Here is a 16070-nt window from a genome sequence, read left to right on the forward strand (position 1 = left end):
CCTGGGACGTCATCGTGCATCGTAATATCGATGGTGCCGGATACTGGCTTGCTGCGTGCCTATTGACGACGCTAGGCGGCGTTCTCTTCGCACTCGGGACAACGTACGGACATCTGTGCATCGTTGCTGCTAACACTTGCACGGTCCTGGGCTTCTGTTTGGGGTGGACCGGTATCAGACGTTTTCAAGGAGAGCCTGCCGCCTGGCGTGCCGTCGCACTCATTGTTTTTGCGGGCGCATGTGTCCTGGCAATGACCGGCGACAGCCGCCCCGTCATCAATGTCGCTATTGCTGCGTTCCAACTCATCCCGATGGCTTTGGCGATCGTCTCACTGAAGGCTTGTCAAAGTCCGAGTCTCGGAGCGATTGCGGCAACATTCGGCTTTGTTGTCGCCTTCACTGGACAAGGTACCGAAGTGCTGCTGAACATCATGCGGTTGGCCGAAAGTCTGTCGACGGAGCGCTACTATGACCTAGCCGCGTTCCTGCTTGTCGCGGCCATCTTCGGTGCAACCGTATGGAATCTTGGCTTTGTACTGATGGCCGTAGATCGCCTAGCATCCGATCTCATCAGAATTGCCTCCTTCGACGAGCTTACTGGGCTGCCTAATCGTCGTACCTTCATGGAAACCTCGCGCACCATGAAGTCCGATGCGGAGCGCCGCGGAGCTAGCTTCGGTGTCATGATCATTGACGTCGATCGGTTCAAGACCATCAACGACACATATGGACATGCGGCAGGCGATGCCTGCTTGCAGCATTTCTCCACGCTTGCCAAACAGATAGTGGGACTGTCAGGACAGTTCTTGGGACGTCTGGCGGGTGACGAATTTGGGATTGCTCTTGTCGTCAGTGAACCGGCCGTCGTACGGGCACTCGCCGATCAACTTACAAGAGCTGTCGCTGCGAGTCGGTTCGATTGGCAAGGTGAGATCATTCCACTGTCGATCAGTGTCGGTGTCTCGCTCGGGCCGGCCGCCGATGTCGCCTCTCTCGAAAACATAATCGAAGAGGCAGACATGGCCCTCTACGAAACCAAGCGGCATGGTCGCAATGGCTTTACTATTGCCTCCGGGCGTCACAGCCGGCTTCTGCCAATCGCCGCCAACGAGGGATGAACGACGAGAAGAACGACACCAAGACGGACAGCGTCCGCGTCGTTGCTCGACTTGTTATTTCATCCCCTCATGCTATATGTAGGTAATTACCTACATTGAGGTGCCCCGTGAGCTTCACGACCCTTTCCAGCAGAGAACTGAATCATGACGTCAGCAGCGCCAAGAAGGCGGCAAAAAGCGGTCCAGTTATCATCACCGACCGCGGCAAGCCTTCGCATGTCCTGATGACCTATGATGAATTCGAACGCTTGAGCGGCAAGCACCGCAGCCTTGTCGAGGCTCTCGCTATGCCAGGTCTCTCGGCCATCGATTTCGAGCCGCATCGCGTTGACATTAGACCCCGCGAAGTGGACTTGTTTTGAAGTACCTGCTCGATACCAACGTCATTTCGGAACTACGCAAAGTCGGTGACGGTAAAGCTGATGCCAATGTTGTAGCGTGGATAGGGGCAGAAAATGCGGCTCGCTTCTTTATCTCGGCCATCACGATTCTTGAATTGGAACGAGGAGTGCTTGGCGTGCAGCGCCGGGACGCCGCGCAGGGCGCCCGGCTGCGCTCTTGGCTGGACGGCCAAGTCAGACCAGAGTTCGCAGGTCGTATCCTGACGGTTGACGATACGGTTGCTACACGTTGCGCGCACCTGCATGTTCCCGACCGGCGCAACGAAGCAGACGCGTTGATCGCAGCGACAGCTTTGGTCCACGACATGATTGTCGTGACACGCAATGTCAGGGATTTCGATGGTACTGGTGTCGTTGTGGTCGATCCGTGGCAAGGCTGATGATCGTTTCTTCAGCCGGCCCAATTAGTCCTCCTGAGTTTAATCCGCACTCGGTTTGTTCAGCCTTTAAACTGACAACTGGTCCAGCACCGGTTTATAGGCTGATGTATGCCCCTTGAAAATCAACCTACAGCTTGAGCTCAAAACGAGAGAAGTTCAGCTGCACAACAAAGACGGTCTACCATTCGATTCCTCTCAAGGCGAGGGATAGGAGACATCCGGGTTGCCGGCATCCCGGTCGTCTCGATCGGCTGGAACGTTCGCGGTATTACCCTGATCTGAACGGCTGGAAAGCGCCGGGAGCTGATAATTGACCATTGTGATCCGAGCGTCCGAAATTGGGCCGATTGCAGAATGCTGCTGCGGTAGAGCCGCCGCGCGATTCAGGCGGCTCCAAGGCGTGCGACTGCTTGACGGGCGGATCGTAGGCGAGGCTGATCCTTATCGTACGCCGTCCTGGTTCGGTCTGGAACGGCTCGGGTATCGGAATCTGATAGACTGCGAAGTGGTCGATCGCGCGTTCATCCTCGGCGTAGAGAACAACCCGAGCATCGTCGGAAAATGCTGCACGTTCGGAATCGACGCGACCGTACCCGCATGCGCCAGTTCAGCCGGATTTCCCAGTGGCGCAAGCCGGAGTGACGCTTCCTCTGGTCTGCTGGCGCTGCCTGCGAGCGCGCGCACGCCGAGCGCCCATGCCTGCGCCGACCGGTATCCGCCGTTAGAGAACCCGCCTTCCAGAGCGCAGTTGTAAGCGGCAACTTTTCTCGTTTCGGGCAGAGAAGCGCTACGTCATCCATAAGATTATCGTCGCGTCGCCACACCGCATGGCCAAGGACGCTGCAGGCAGGTTCCGATAGCCTATAGGATGACGCCCGATTGAGCATGCCGCTGATCACGCTGCGGAGGGATCACTTCGCGTGCTCCTCGGTCATCTCTTCGATTTCCTCCTTCTTGGCGTCGATGATCTTCTTGGCCATGAACTGCCCGTCATCACCATGTTTTAGGTCGACCTCGGACGCGGGCATTGAAGCTATGAAACACCTTGAGCTGCGGCAATGCAATCATCAGGTGTTGGCCGTTGACGTTGAGAGGCCGACTGAGACCCCACCCTTTAAGTCGCGGAAGAATCGAACTCCATGCCTCTCCAGCGCGCTTCGCACCTTTCTCAAGTTTTCCTGTCTTACCGAAACAGCAGACGATTCCAGGCGCCTCACGGTCGAAAATGATACGCCGGCGACCTTGGCTAATTCCGGCGCCGTCCAGTTCAGCAAAGCTCGTGCCGCTCGGATTTGGCCGGGAGTAAGCGGTTCATCTGTGGCGGGCTGCAAAACATGGTCGTCAAGATAATCGGTATATCCGACCCACTCGACAATCTCGCCAGTCTCATCCCGGACGGCAAGCGCCTGACCCTTCAACCTGACATAACGTCCCGCCAGATCTTTTACCCGCATCGTTACACGGAACATCTTTCCCGTTGCGATCGCGGTTGCCCACGCCTGCCGGAATTTAGATCTGTCGTCGGGATGTATCGCGGCCAACTCATCCCAATTCCGAGCTTCCGCCGGCGATTGACCGGTCAGCTTCGACCATTCACTTGTCTCGACCAGCTTGCCATCTGGGTAGGCCCGCCAGATGTGGCCGCCGAGCAGCCGGGACAAAATGTGATTGAGCTTCTTCTCGCCGTTCAGACTGGCTTTAAGCTCCTGGACATCGGTAACGTCCGCTACGATGCCCATCATAGCGATCGGACTTCCATTTCGATCGAAGTGCGGTTGTGCCTTGCTGCGAACCCATCTCAAGCTGCCGTCGGGACGGATGATCCGGAATGTCCTGTCCGCAAGCCGCTTATCGGATGCGAGCCCCACAGCATTACTGAAATCCAGTTGGTCATCTGGATGCACAAGGGACTGGTAAAGATCAATTGTGGGAACAACGGAGGCGGGTTCGAATCCAAGTATACGGAAGAGCCCATTCGACCAAGTTACTTCGGAAGATTCAATTTCCCAAGTCCAAACGCCAAGATTGCAACGTTCTTCTATGATCCTTAACTTCAAATCTGGAGTCTTGAGAAATCTCTTTGAATTGGTCATTCCGCGACATGCTGCTATCGAAGTGGCGTTCTTCGAGCGAATGTGGACCGCTCATTCTCCCAAATACAAGAATTTCTCTCGTTTAACAAACTAGTTTTCGGAGAATATGTCCGATTTCTGGTTTAGAGACTGCGGCGCGTTTATTATGAAAACAATCTGAAAACACTTGGGAAATGAAATGAACACTTTCGCTCTCGTGCGAAAGATTCACTGTATATTTGAGCATATATGTCTCTTCTTTGGCAGAAGAGGACAGTAAATGCTCAGATTGCGAACGTCGCTGAGGCGTGACAATAAATCGGCGTTTCAACCAAAGGGATTATGTTCGGGGCCGTCGGCAATCCAAGCGACTTGATGACGGTAAAATTGCCCCGTTCGAGCGCTTCGGAACGTTGCCTTTCATTGAACCCGCCTGCGCAGAGGGTGCGTTTCAACTCAGCGGCAGGGGCATCAACGAGGGCTGTATGAATAGTAGTCCCATGGGGAAGAGCCCGAAACCAGCCCCTTATCCATCAGACCCTGTGCAGGCGGCCACACCTGCAATCCATCAAGTATTGCGCGGTGCACAAGCCAGCGGTTCTCCTGAAGCAATCAAGGATCTGGTTCGTTTTGCCAGCAGCCTACCCCAAACGCTGATGCCCGAGGCCGACTGGCAATGTCAGGATCCCGGTTTCTGGATCGATGCGATCGACAATGTTCTAATCATTGCGGTGACCGACACGAAGGGCACGATCCTCTACGCGAATTCAAGGTTCTGCGATATCAGTGGATATACATCGAGCGAACTGGTTGGCGCCAATCATCGTCTGCTCAATTCCGGCTTCCATGGCAAACGGTTCTTTCGCGAGATGTACGCCACGATAAGAGGGGGCCGGATCTGGCGGGGCGAGATATGCAACAGGGCAAAGGATGGCTCGCTCTATTGGGTGGCGACCACGATCATCCCGCGGCTCGATTCCGGCGGGAAGGTTTGCCAGTATGTTGCGTGTCGCTTTGACATCACCGAGTTGAAGCGTGCACAACAGCATCTAACCGCCGTCGCGAATATCGATCCGCTAACCGGACTGTTGAACCGGCGTGCTTTCCAGAGTGAGTTGGCGAAGACCGTAGATCCTTTGGCCGGCGACCGCCAAGGTGCCGCTTTGGTTCTGCTGGATCTCGACAATTTTAAAGACATCAATGACATCCACGGTCACGATGCGGGCGACGAATTGCTTAAGGCCGTGAGTGCCGGGATCCGACGGTCGGTCCGAGCCACCGATATCACTGCGAGGCTCGGAGGTGATGAATTTGCCGTCGTATTCACTCCGTCGCCTTCACGAGCGCGCCTCGAGCAGCTACTGGCTTCTATTCGCGACGCTGTCAGAATGCCTGCGTTTGATAGTTACAGAGTAAGCGCTTCGATGAGCATGGGAATAGCTTGCCTTCCCGATCACGGCGCGACGCCGGCCGAACTCCTAAGGAACGCCGACATTGCTCTCTATAACGCAAAGAGACTAGGTCGCGACCGATACGAGTTCTTCACGCCTGCGCTTCTGGACGCAACGACTCGACGGATCAGCGTGCAGGATCAGGCGCGGGAGGGACTGCGTGATGGCCAATTCTGCCTTCATTATCAGCCGGTCGTCTCGCTGGCCGACGAGAGCCTGAAGGCTGTGGAGGCGTGGCTTCGCTGGGAACAGCCAAACCTCGGCTTGGTAGACCCCAACGAATTCGCAGAGATTTTTGATGACTTTCGGCTCGCCACTGCCATTGGCGATTTTGTCCGGGAGTCTGCAGTTTCGCAGATCGCTGATTGGACAAAGAACGGCGTCAACTTTGGAAGGGTCGCTATAAATACGACCGCGGCAGATTTTCTGGCGGCGAATTATTGCGAGCGATTGGCAGGGGCGGTGATTTCGGCGGGTTTGACCCCCAGCGCAATTTCGATTGAAGTCTCTGAGGGCTTGTTCTTCGGGAAGCAATCGACGCGCGTGCGAGAGGAAGCGAACCGGCTGCGCGAGGCTGGCTACGAGGTTGTTCTTAACGATTTTGGCGCGGGCTATGCTGCTCTCGCGCACCTTAAGGAATTATCCTTGGACGGCATCAGGATCGACAGCAGTCTCGTGCGCGAACTGGGGCGCAACAATACAGACCAGAAGATTATCCGCGGCATCATCGAGATAGCTCACAGCCTCGATCTTGACGTTACTGCCGAGGGAATTGACACGGAGGAGCAGCTTGATCTCCTGCGGAATATGGGCTGCGACCGAGGTCAAGGTTCTGTTTTCTCAAAGCCGCTGCCCGTGCAAGACTTCCCGCTCTTCGTCCGCGAATTTGCGCTACATCGTCGCCGCTCGAACGATTCACCCTCAATCCGTTCCGCCACATGCCGGGACTAGTCGCGTGCGGCGCCAACGTCGGGGCCGCCCTTAGTCCTCCGGCCATCTTGGCAGGGGATCGGACGATGATAGGAACGCGCGTTCCGGCAAGGCGAGGACGTCCGCGATTTGATCCCGGAGCCAGGCAATTCCTGGATCGCGGTCGAAGCGGCGAAGCCAATACATGGTTACGTCCATTTTCGGCGAATCCATCGGTGGCATGAATACGTCGAGCTTTAGCCGGCCGATCAACATTCGGGCGAAATGAACCGGAATGCTTCCAAGCATTTCACTCGCTTCCACGGCAAGGGCGACCGCCTGGAAATGTGGCACCGTGACCATGACACGTCGAGATAGGCCAAGGCGTGCAAGTGCCGGATCGATCGTCCCGGTCTTACTGCCGTCAGCCGAGCGCAGAACGTGGGGGAGGTCGCAAAACATGTCCGCTGGTATTGCGTCTCCCGGGCGGATCCCGCGGCGGGCGAGAAGCGGATGGCCCTGTTTCGCGATGCAAACCAGCCAAGATTGGAGGACCTTGCGGCTTTCGACCCATTCGGACGGTTCGAGCCACCGATCGATAACGATATCCGCTCTGCCGTTGCGCAGCATCTCGAAAACCTCAGATGAGGCGTGATCGATCATTTGAAGGGTGATGAAGGGTGCTGCTTCGGCCACGCGCGCAGCGAGGGGCGGCATCAAAAGTGTAGAGAAATAATCAGAGCCAACCAACATGAATGATCGGGTCGACGTGGCGGGATCGAAAGCAACAGTCGTCGCCAATGCCTCTTCCATGCCGGCCAATGCTTGCCGGATAGGTCTGCTCAGTTCGATCGCGCGCGCGGTTGGCATCATTTGGTTGCCTTCGCGCACGAACAATTCGTCATCCAATAGGGCGCGTAATCTTCCGAGTGCCGAGCTTACGGCTGGCTGAGACAAGCCGACACGCTCGCCGGCTCTCACCGTCGAGAGTTCGGCCATCATGGCGTCGAATACACGCAGCAGGTTCAGATCGAGAGCGACGAAATTCACCGGGCCAATATCCCTTATACGATCATTCGATTTCCTAAAGGCGACGCTCCGCGATAGCGATCCACAGCAACAGAGAATCTACTTCACGCGACTTCGGAAGGAAATTGCTATGCGCATCGCTGCGGAAAATCTGCGCACCGTCACTTGGATGGGCACAACTTACACCATCAATGTCGGAAGGTTCGAAAGCGGCGGAATCGTCGGAGTTTTTGAAAGCACCGTGCCTGCAGGCGGTCGGCCACCTGTCCACATTCATCACAATGAGGACGAAGTGATCCATGTGATCGAGGGCGACTATGAATTCTGGTTGGATGGCGAGGTGGTCCCGGTGCATCCAGGCAGTTCTATTTTCCTGCCCCGCGGCGTACCGCATACTTTTCGGGTAACCAGTACGTCTCCGGGGCGCAATCTGACGATCTTGACGCCGGGGGGTATGGAGGAATTCTTCGTTGAGGCGGCTGCGCAGGTTCCGCAGCTACCGGAGCACATCGATCGTTTGCTGCAACTCGGCGACCGTTATGGCATCGAATTTCGTGGGCCTGCGAATTGGGGAGCCGACCAAAAAGCGTGTTGATGATAACAAAGCCAAACCGCATTTGGGATAATTTCGCTGGGAAAACGATGCCGTTGATGGGGGGTGCCAAAGCAAAACGATGGGTGACGGCCCCTACAGCTGGTGTAGCTCGGCGGTAGCGAAGCCGCTCGCGAGCGGCGCCCTCAACTGAGCGCCGTAGCGAGCGGGCGGCGTAGCAGTGGTCATCGAAGTTCCCCGGTAGGGTCGGGTTGCTGACGCCCGAGCGCCAGCGGTGGCGCTGGTACAAGGCTCGATCCTCATCGGCCGCGGCGAGCTCGAAGAAGGGCAGGATGATGGCGTCGCGGAGATCGAAAAACCGATCGGTTCATGCGGCCATGCTGGATGCTCTGCGGCTCGGGGTACAGTTCTGACGGCGCCGAATGTCTATGTGGGCGCGGCGGCCACGGAGGCGCGCTCGACGACTTCCGTCTTCAGGACGACGCGCGTCGCCTCCGCGCTGTTTCCGTTAAGCCGCTCGACCAATAGCTTGGCCGCCGCTTCGCCAAGGCCGTAGACGGGCTGGCGCACGACCGTGACGGGCGGTGTTGTGACGGACGTCCAGTCTGCGTCGTGAAACGACACCAGCGACAGGTCGTTTGGAATGGTGAGGCCAAGTTCGCGACAGACCTTGAAGACTTCGAGGCCGATCACACTGTCAGATGCGATGATCGCTGTCGGACGCCACGAGGATTTGAGCATGACGGTGGCGATACGGTGGGTGTGTTCCGATGTCACGGCGCCCACATGCACCCAGTCTTCCATTCGCTCGAGCCCGGCCTTCTGGCAGACATCGAGAAAACCCTCGATCCGCCGGCGCACCGAGCCGGTATTGATGTCGGCCGGTGTGCGGAAGCGGTGGTCCGGGGTGTCACAGGCAGTGAGGTAGGCGATACGCCTATGGCCGAGCGTGATGAGCCGGCGTGTGATGTCTTCCGCAGCATGTCGGTCGTCGGCGATCACGGTATCGACGTCGAGAGTCTCGCTGCCGCGGTCGAGGAGAACAAGTGGCCGACCGGAGCGGGCGGCTTCACGCAAGTGGTCGGCGTCGCTCTCCTTGGCCGGTGAGACGATGAGGCCGTCCACCCGCTTTGCGAGCAGGGTGCGAATTGCGGCTCTTTCCGTGTCGGCGTCTTCGCCAGAATTGATCAGCACAACGGTGAAACCGGCCTGCCGGGCGACATCGGTGATACCTCGCATCGCCAAGCTGAAGAAGGGATTCTCGATATCACCCACCACCACGCCGATCGTGCCGGAGCGCCCCGTCGTCATACTACGGGCCAGTTCGTTCGGCTGGTAGTTGAGGGCGCGGGCGGCCGCGGTCACGGCATCCCGCACATGGTCGCTCACGGTTCCATACCCCCCCAACACACGCGCGGCGGTTGCCTTCGAGACACCTGCTTTGCGGGCAACATCGGCGACCGTGGCGGAGGGTGATCTGGGTGGGCTTTGGTCCATGGAAGTTAGCCATACAAGAGATATTGACGACTGGCAAATGCGAAGATAACAATTGAGAAAAGTCAAAGAGACCGGTCTCTTTTAGGTTTGAGACCGGTCTCAATACAAGAATAGCGAAATCCCGGCATGCGATGGCATGGACCGGACGAGCGGTTCGTGCCGTCGTCCGGGTGGGACCCGTGCGGCTTGAAAACATCGCAGACAACACCACCAGAGGAGATGAAATCGATGAGACTATCAGAAGCCATCACTTCCCCCCTTGCCCGCATGCGGGCCACCGCCGTCGCAATCGCCCTCGGCGTCGTGGCAGTAGTAACGGCACCGGCCCTAGCGGAAGATAATTCCCTCGGCCTGATCGATCCGGCGGTGATTAGCGTCGGCACGATGGGGGATGCGAAGCCCTATGCCTTCACCACCGCTGACGGCAGTTTCAGCGGCTTCGACGTCGAACTCTTCCTCAACGTCGCCGAGCGTCTGGGTTTCAAGAAGGAACAGGTGATTTTCACCGGACAGGAATTCTCCGCCCTGATGCCCTCGGTGGCCAACAGCCGCTTTGACGTCGCCGCCGCCGCGATCGGCACGACGGACAAGCGCAAGGAGACCGTCGATTTTTCGGACGGCTATCTCGCCGGCTTCCTCACCGTGTTGACGCCGGATGCCGGTATCACCGATGCGGCGGGCCTCAAGGGCAAGCGACTTGGGGTGGTGCAGGGTACGCTGCAGGAAATCTATGCCGAGAAGAATTTCACGGGTGCGGATCTGGTGAAGTTCCCGGACAACAACTCCGCCATCTCCGCGCTCAACAATGGCACGGTCGATGCGCATTTCCTCGATTACGAGGCGGCAAAGGATTATTCGGCGCGCTACCCCGAACTGAAGGTCGCCGTCAACATCCCGAGCTTCGACGCGCCGGCCGGTTTCGTCGTCCGCAAAGGCAATGACGCCCTGCGTGAGGCATTGAACAAGGGCCTCCAGGCCGCCATGCAGGACGGCACCTGGAAAACCCTGCACGAAAAGTGGTTCCCCGGCACACCGATGCCGGACGCCTATCTTCCCAAGCAGTGATGCCACCTTGCCGGTCCGGCCTCGCCGGTCGGACCGGTCTTTCTTCCAAGGGACCTCCTGATGAACTGGCTTGAAAACCTGCGCCGCAGCTTCCTCGACTGGAGCGCGATGGCCGAAGTGCTGCCGACAATGATCACGGTCGGCCTCAAGAATACGCTGATCCTTGCGGCGGCCTCGACGGTGCTCGGTGTCGTCATCGGCATGCTGCTCGCCATCATGGGCATTTCTCGTTCGCCCTGGTTACGCATTCCGGCCCGCGTGTATACGGACATCTTTCGCGGTCTGCCGGCCATCGTCACGATCCTGATGATCGGCCAGGGCTTTGCGCGCATCGGCCGCGAACTGTTCGGCCCTTCACCCTATCCGCTCGGCATACTGGCGCTCAGCCTCATTGCCGGCGCCTATATCGGCGAGATCTTTCGTTCGGGCATTCAGAGCGTCGATCGCGGCCAGATGGAAGCCTGCCGGGCATTATCCATGAGCTATGGCCAGGGGATGCGGCTGATCGTCGTGCCCCAGGGCGTGCGGCGCGTGCTGCCGGCGCTGGTCAACCAGTTCATTGGCAATGTGAAGGATTCGAGCCTCGTCTATTTCCTCGGCCTACTTGCTGCCGAACGCGAGATCTTTCGCGTCGGCCAGGATCAGGCGGTTGTGACAGGCAATCTTTCGCCGCTGCTTCTTGCCGGTGTCTTCTATCTCGTCATCACTGTGCCGCTCACCCATGTCGTCAACGCCATCGACAACCGGCTCAGGATCGGCAAGCAGCGTCCGGCCACCATCTCCAGCGGGCTGGAGGAGGTCAGTGAACTCGACGGAGCGAGTCGCGCTTCGCAGGCCGAATTCAAGGGTGGCAGCCTCGTCATCCGTAATCTCGGCATGGCCTATGGCGAGCTCGACGTGCTGAAGGGGGTCGACCTTTCGGTCAGGCCCGGCAGCATCACCTGCATCATCGGGCCGTCTGGCTCCGGAAAATCGACACTGCTGCGCTGTATCAACCGGCTGGTCGAGCCGAAGAGCGGCGACATCCTTCTCGACGGCGACAGCATCCTTGGCATGAAGCCGGAGCGCCTGCGCCGACGGGTGGGCATGGTCTTCCAGCACTTCAATCTCTTCCCCGATCACACTGCGCTTGAGAATGTCATGCTGTCGCTGACGAAGATCAAGGGGCTACCAAAGGACAAAGCAGAGCATATCGCCAAGGCGAGACTTGCCGATGTTGGTCTTGCCGGCCGGCAGCACCACCGTCCGGGTGGCCTTTCGGGTGGTCAGCAGCAGCGCGTCGCCATTGCCCGCGCACTCGCCATGGAGCCGGAAATCATCCTGTTCGACGAGGTGACGAGTGCGCTCGACCCGGAACTGGTCAAGGGCGTGCTCAATCTGATGGCCGACCTCGGCAAGCGCGGCATGACGATGGTCGTCGTCACCCATGAGATGGGCTTTGCCCGCCGTGTCGCCGATCAGGTCGTTTTTATGGACGAGGGGCGCGTGGTCGAAGCCGGCACGCCGGAAGCGATCTTCGACAACCCGCAGAGCCCGCGTCTTCAACGCTTCCTTGCGGAAGTGCTTTGAGGGGGACAGGAGAAAAAGATGACACGAACGATACGATGGGGCGTGCTCGGCTGCGCTGGCATCGCCGCCAAGGCCGTCATTCCCGCCATTCAGTCCAGTCGCCTGGGACGGGTCGAGGCCATCGCCTCGCGTGATTTTGGCAGGGCGGGGGAGATGGCGGCGCGCTTCGGCATCACCAGGGCCCATGGTAGCTACGAGGCGCTACTGGCCGACACGCAAATCGACGCGATCTACAACCCGCTGCCCAACCACTTGCATGTGTCGATGACGATCATGGCGCTGGAGCACGGCAAGCCGGTCCTTTGCGAAAAGCCGATCGCGCTTAACGCCAACGAGCTAATGAGGCTAGCAGCTGCGCAGAAAGCAGCGAGCCTGCCCGTCGCCGAGGCCTTCATGGTCCGTCACCATCCGCAGTGGAAAAGAGCGCGGGCGCTTGTCGCCGAAGGGCGGATCGGCGCGGCTCGGGCCATCCAGACGATCTTTTCCTACTATCTCGACGATCCCCAGAACGTGCGCAACCAGGCCAGTATCGGCGGCGGGGGCCTTTACGACGTCGGATGCTATGCCATTAACACGGCGCGCCTTCTCTTCGGTTCCGAGCCGCTGCGGGCCATCGCGCTTCTGGAACGCGACCCGGTCTTCGATACGGACCGCCTGACCAGTGGCCTCATGGAGTTTCCGGAAGGCAGGCAGCTCGTCTTCACCTGTTCCACGCAGCTGGCCCTCACGCAGGCGGTCACGGTGACCGGAACGCGCGGGCGTCTGGAAATTCCCATCCCCTTCAATCCGCCGGCCGACGCGCCAACCCGGCTCGTGCTCGACGACGGCCGCGACCTTGCCGGTGGCGGGCGCGAGGAGATCGTCATCGAGCCGGTCGACCAGTACCGCGCGCAGGCCGATGCCTTCGCCGAAGCCATTCTCTTCGGCACGCCGCTCGAGACAGGGCTGGAGGATGCGGTCGCCAACATGAAGGTCATCGACGCGCTCTTCCGCTCCGCCGCCAGCGGCCACTGGGAAGTGCCCTGACCGCTTTATCCATCCGCATGATCAACCGATTGAAAGACATCCCCATGACCGACAACACTATCGCATCGGCCGTCATCATTGGCGCCGGCATCTTCGGGGTTTCCACAGGCCTTCAGCTTGCGCGGCGCGGCATACGCGTCACGATCCTCAATGATGGCCCGCCAGCCAATGGCGCTTCCGGCCGCTCGCTTTCCTGGCTGAACTCGGCGCGCATGCGCTCGGAACCCTATCATCGCCTCCGGATGGCGGGCATCGATCGCTACCGTACGCTCTTCGCGCAACACCCCGAAACGGATTGGCTTCGTTTTGACGGAGGCTTGACCTGGGATGCCGACGACAAGGGCAACGAGATCGACGCTGCATTCCGCCACGAGGTTTCGCTCGGTTATGACGCCCGGCATGTTTCGGCCGCTGATGTCGCGACAGTGACGCCAGGCCTTGATGCGAAGGCGATCACGCCACAGGGGGCGATCTTCAACCCGGGCGAGGGCTGGGTCGACCTGCCGATCCTCATCGACCTGCTGCTCGAAGAGTTTGCCGAACTCGGCGGCTTGCTCGTCACTGATAAGGGCAAAGCAAGGATCATGGTCGAACGCGGCCGCGCTGTCGGCGCCGAGACGGCAACGGGTGGCCGTATCCTGGCCGATGCCGTCGTCCTTGCCACTGGCCCGGCTGTGCCGAAAATGGCGGCGGACGCGGGACAGTCAATCGGTGATGGAACGCCGGTTGCGCTGCTGGTGCAGACCAAGCCACTCGCCCATCCCTTACGCGCCGTTCTCAACACGCCGCGCGTTGCCGTCCGCCCGGCGCCGGGCGGCACGTTCTCGTTGGATGCTGACTGGGCTGCGGACGAAGGGGTGAAGGTTCGCGAGGACGGCGGCTACGAGATCGACGATGCCGTCGTCGACGCCCTGCTTGCGGAGGCCTCAAGGGTGATGGAGGGCAATCCTAGGCTCGAGATCGCCTCCATTGGCGTCGGAGGCAAGCCGATCCCGGGTGATGGCGAGCCCGTAGTCGGCGCGCTCAAGGCCGTTCCCGGCGCCTACGTCGTCTTCAGCCACAGCGGCGCAACGCTCGGTCTTATCCTGGGCGAGCTGTTGGGCTACGAGATCGCGACCGGTGCGGAGCATCCGATGCTCGCAACGTTCCGACCTGAACGCTTCGCATCGCAGTAAGGCGGTAGTCATTCCGGTCCAGCCCGTCCGCTCAGGGCCAGGACCGGCAGCTGCAGACGGCATGCCGCTTTCCGCAGCGGCATGCCCATGCGAACCGGCGACCTGACGCTACAAGGAGGATCGCGGTGGATCCTGGATATGCGACGGCGAAGGGTGAAATAGTTCGGAAACCGGCGATTTTGAAAGATGTGGCGGCGTTGGCGAACGTGTCGCGTGCAACAGCTGCCCGCACCCTGAACAGTTATGGCTACGTCGGTGACGAAACCGCGCAGAAGGTTCACGAGACCTCGTAAATCTCCAACTAAGCGTACGCCTCAAACGTCGCCGTGTGCCCAGCCTCGAGGGAGGCGACAGATAACTCCGTCAGATATCGTACCGCGAATCGAGCTCTCGCAGGGCAGACTGAACCTCATCGATTGAAACCGGCTCAGGCGTTCCTGGAATATGACGGAGAGCCGGCTTCGAATCTATCGCGTAAAAGTCCGAAGCCCATGCGGCGAGGATGGTGCGCTTATCATTGACAGAAAGTGCAGGAGCCTTCACCACATCCATCGGACGTCGAAACGACGACCAGCGAGATGTTAAAACTTTCGGTCCGATGTTCACGGCGTTTGCGGCAATCTGCTTAAACATATCGTCCATCATCGGTTCACCTCAGTCTACGTGCGGATCCCGACTCCACCTCGGATGAGTCGCCATGACGTGGTCAGTTTCCGGCGCAAGTAGATCATGTTTTTCCGCGAAGGCCGCAAACAACCCACGTGCGGTCTCAGCTTCGATCTCCCCGCGCAAAGCGGCGCGGCACGCCTTGAGCGCAACCGAATGCGGACCATCCCTGAGCGATATAGGCCACTCGACTAGATGTCGGTAAGCGTCCGTCACGCTCCTCACTTCCGTCGGAAATCCAAGGCCGACGAGAATATGCACAGGTTTCTTGAACATATCGGGTTTCATAACTCTCTCCTTTCCAACCCGCGACGTTGCAGGGCGCCACTACAGCGGCGCCCTCCGGTTGAAACTTGCTCAAGCGGCGCTCTGCGCTTCGATCTGCGGCCCCGCCTGCGGCTGTCCGAGAGCGGAACCACTTTGAATGCTGATCTTGCGCGGTTTCAATGCCTCGGGAATCTCCCGGACGAGATCGATGGTCAGCAGACCATTGCTCAAGCCTGCTCCACTCACCCTGACATGATCGGCAAGCTCGAAACGATGTTCGAACGGGCGGCCCGCGATGCCTCGGTGCAGATAGGCTTCGGACGGAACATCCTGCTTCTTGCCTGTAACGGTGAGAAGATTGGTCTGGAATGTGATGTCGAGGTCGCCCTCCGAGAAGCCGGCAACCGCAATCGAGATGCGGTAGCCGTCGTCCCCCGTCTTGACAATGTCGTAGGGCGGCCAATCGCTGGGCGAACGGTCGCGCTGGGCGTTTTCCAGAAGGTTGAAGAGACGGTCGAAGCCAACGCTCGATCGAAAGAGAGGCGTATAGTCGTAAGGTGTTGCCATAGCCATATCCTCCTAAAAGCAACATGGGTATGGAGCGCCGAAAGACGGCGCTGCCGGCATTGCCAGCCCTGTTGTCAGCGGCTGGCGGCAAATGATCTGGTATTTGAGAAACCCGGCTTCAAGTGCTGCCTTGGAGAATTTTCGCAAATCTCGGTGCAGCTTGAACGCACCTTCAATACGGCGTCATCCGTTCGGCCGATGAGCCAGCCTTTTCCAACTCGCCGGTCAGTTCGAAAGAGCGCGGACATGCTCTCGAACCCGCGGTCCGCCCCGGACCTTTGTGTTTGCATAGAAGCGCGGATGCATAACCCACGCTCCACCCCTT

16 protein-coding genes are annotated in these 16070 nt (G+C 59.0%); 10 read left to right on the forward strand and 6 right to left on the reverse strand.

The features are described from left to right. Positions 1–251: 251 nt before the first annotated feature. The 3 genes from QM996_RS30680 (at position 252) to QM996_RS30690 (ending at position 1899) form a co-directional block, all read left to right on the forward strand. Complete coding sequence (locus tag QM996_RS30680; protein WP_500270445.1) at positions 252–1118, forward strand: GGDEF domain-containing protein; 867 nt, start codon at positions 252–254, stop codon at positions 1116–1118. 107 nt (positions 1119–1225) lie between these two features. Further along, a complete protein-coding gene (locus tag QM996_RS30685; RefSeq protein ID WP_334197553.1) occupies positions 1226–1480 on the forward strand; it encodes a type II toxin-antitoxin system Phd/YefM family antitoxin in 255 nt (84 codons plus the stop codon). Further along, the gene (locus tag QM996_RS30690; RefSeq protein WP_334197554.1) at positions 1477–1899 is read left to right on the forward strand and encodes a type II toxin-antitoxin system VapC family toxin; all 423 of its coding nucleotides are present in this window, start codon (positions 1477–1479) and stop codon (positions 1897–1899) included. The genes QM996_RS30685 and QM996_RS30690 overlap by 4 nt, the downstream gene beginning before the upstream one ends. Positions 1900–2966: 1067 nt before the next feature. On the opposite strand, the gene QM996_RS30695 is transcribed toward QM996_RS30690, so the two are convergent. Beyond that, complete coding sequence (locus tag QM996_RS30695) at positions 2967–3992, reverse strand: PAS domain-containing protein (protein WP_334197555.1); 1026 nt, start codon at positions 3990–3992, stop codon at positions 2967–2969. A gap of 464 nt (positions 3993–4456) precedes the next feature. Here QM996_RS30695 and QM996_RS30700 point away from each other — a divergent pair, with 464 nt between their 5' ends. Next, complete coding sequence (locus tag QM996_RS30700) at positions 4457–6373, forward strand: putative bifunctional diguanylate cyclase/phosphodiesterase (RefSeq protein ID WP_334197556.1); 1917 nt, start codon at positions 4457–4459, stop codon at positions 6371–6373. Positions 6374–6403: 30 nt separating this feature from the next. On the opposite strand, the gene QM996_RS30705 is transcribed toward QM996_RS30700, so the two are convergent. Next, positions 6404–7381 carry a LysR family transcriptional regulator gene (locus QM996_RS30705; RefSeq protein WP_334197557.1) on the reverse strand — a complete coding sequence of 326 codons (978 nt, stop codon included), beginning with the start codon at positions 7379–7381 and terminating at the stop codon, positions 6404–6406. 109 nt (positions 7382–7490) lie between these two features. Here QM996_RS30705 and QM996_RS30710 point away from each other — a divergent pair, with 109 nt between their 5' ends. After that, positions 7491–7955 carry a cupin domain-containing protein gene (locus QM996_RS30710; protein WP_334197558.1) on the forward strand — a complete coding sequence of 155 codons (465 nt, stop codon included), beginning with the start codon at positions 7491–7493 and terminating at the stop codon, positions 7953–7955. A gap of 384 nt (positions 7956–8339) precedes the next feature. Here the strand turns inward: QM996_RS30710 and QM996_RS30715 are convergent, their stop codons facing one another. Then, a complete protein-coding gene (locus tag QM996_RS30715) occupies positions 8340–9410 on the reverse strand; it encodes a LacI family DNA-binding transcriptional regulator (RefSeq protein ID WP_334197559.1) in 1071 nt (356 codons plus the stop codon). Positions 9411–9638: 228 nt separating this feature from the next. On the opposite strand from QM996_RS30715, the gene QM996_RS30720 reads away from it, so the two are divergent. From QM996_RS30720 to QM996_RS30740, 5 genes are all read left to right on the forward strand, one after another. Continuing rightward, positions 9639–10475, forward strand: coding sequence for an ABC transporter substrate-binding protein (locus QM996_RS30720; protein ID WP_334197560.1), 837 nt, complete (start codon positions 9639–9641; stop codon positions 10473–10475). 60 nt (positions 10476–10535) lie between these two features. Next, positions 10536–12044 (forward strand): amino acid ABC transporter permease/ATP-binding protein, encoded by a 1509-nt coding sequence (locus QM996_RS30725; protein ID WP_334197561.1) that lies wholly within the window; start codon positions 10536–10538, stop codon positions 12042–12044. A gap of 18 nt (positions 12045–12062) precedes the next feature. Then, entirely contained in the window at positions 12063–13070 is a 1008-nt protein-coding gene (locus tag QM996_RS30730; protein WP_334197562.1) for a Gfo/Idh/MocA family protein, read from the forward strand. A 44-nt stretch (positions 13071–13114) separates the two neighbouring features. Further along, on the forward strand, positions 13115–14245 hold the full coding sequence (locus QM996_RS30735; protein WP_334197563.1) for an NAD(P)/FAD-dependent oxidoreductase: 1131 nt from the start codon (positions 13115–13117) through the stop codon (positions 14243–14245). A 125-nt stretch (positions 14246–14370) separates the two neighbouring features. Next, the gene (locus QM996_RS30740; RefSeq protein WP_500270446.1) at positions 14371–14538 is read left to right on the forward strand and encodes a LacI family DNA-binding transcriptional regulator; all 168 of its coding nucleotides are present in this window, start codon (positions 14371–14373) and stop codon (positions 14536–14538) included. 70 nt (positions 14539–14608) lie between these two features. On the opposite strand, the gene QM996_RS30745 is transcribed toward QM996_RS30740, so the two are convergent. The 3 genes from QM996_RS30745 to QM996_RS30755 all read right to left on the reverse strand — a co-directional run bounded on the left by QM996_RS30745 (position 14609) and on the right by QM996_RS30755 (position 15745). Then, positions 14609–14890 (reverse strand): hypothetical protein, encoded by a 282-nt coding sequence (locus QM996_RS30745; RefSeq protein WP_334197564.1) that lies wholly within the window; start codon positions 14888–14890, stop codon positions 14609–14611. A gap of 9 nt (positions 14891–14899) precedes the next feature. Then, on the reverse strand, positions 14900–15199 hold the full coding sequence (locus QM996_RS30750; protein WP_334197565.1) for a DUF982 domain-containing protein: 300 nt from the start codon (positions 15197–15199) through the stop codon (positions 14900–14902). 69 nt (positions 15200–15268) lie between these two features. Further along, positions 15269–15745, reverse strand: coding sequence for an Hsp20 family protein (locus QM996_RS30755; RefSeq protein WP_334197566.1), 477 nt, complete (start codon positions 15743–15745; stop codon positions 15269–15271). Positions 15746–16070: the final 325 nt, after the last annotated feature.

The organism is Sinorhizobium chiapasense, assembly GCF_045277575.1.
Lineage (GTDB): Bacteria > Pseudomonadota > Alphaproteobacteria > Rhizobiales > Rhizobiaceae > Ensifer > Ensifer chiapasense_A.